Annotated in this window: 1 protein-coding gene and 1 pseudogene; both read right to left on the bottom strand. The window is 63.9% G+C overall.

Features of this window, described 5'->3' with window-relative positions; genetic code table 11:
- A partial coding sequence (locus EN893_RS36875; RefSeq protein WP_128362304.1) for a DUF4031 domain-containing protein occupies positions 1 to 255 on the bottom strand: 255 nt, incomplete at its 3' end.
- A 59-nt stretch (positions 256 to 314) separates the two neighbouring features.
- A pseudogene (locus EN893_RS36870) lies at positions 315 to 623 on the bottom strand (hypothetical protein); the annotation flags it as partial.

Genomic DNA, 623 nt, shown 5'->3' with positions numbered 1-623 from the left:
CACTCGCACTCGCCGGAAGACCGCGACGATCTCCTCGCGGCTGCATTCGATGGCGCCGAGCCGCACCGCACGGTCGCGCTCGAAGCCGGTTATGTCATAATGCGGCGCCGATGTCTTGGGCGGCCCCTGGTAGGATGAGCGCTTGACGCCGAGCCGGGCGGCAAAGCGATGCAACTCGTCGGTGTCGTCGGCCAACAGATGGCACCAGCGATGGCCGGCCCAGTTCCAGATCGCTGCGTCGACATAGACCGCCATGAAGCTTGCTGTTTGCCTTCCATCCTCCACCACAGCGGGCCACGTGGCCCGTCAGGATGTCAGGGACGATAGAATGGATTCGGATAGAAAATGAAGCCGCCATTGGCCGCAAGCTCGGCCACAATGTTGGTGACCGTATCCTGCATGCGACGGTGCAGTTCGGCAACCGCATCGTCGATCGAGCCCGCATGCTCATGCAAGCCCAGTGCCTCCGGCACCCGGATGTGGGCGCAACGCGGCCCGGCCGGCTGCGGAATGAACCGGTTTATCGTGTCGCGCAGCCCGCCTCGACAATAGTCGTTGCGGATCCGCTTCAGATGTTCGGCGATCTGCTCTTGGGTGATGCGCGGATTGGCGCAGGCCCAGGG

The sequence above is a fragment of the Mesorhizobium sp. M7A.F.Ca.CA.004.04.2.1 genome, assembly GCF_004022825.1.
Taxonomy (GTDB): Bacteria; Pseudomonadota; Alphaproteobacteria; order Rhizobiales; family Rhizobiaceae; genus Mesorhizobium.
Note: the sequence above shows the minus strand (reverse complement) of the source record. Positions and strands in the feature narration are given on the sequence as shown.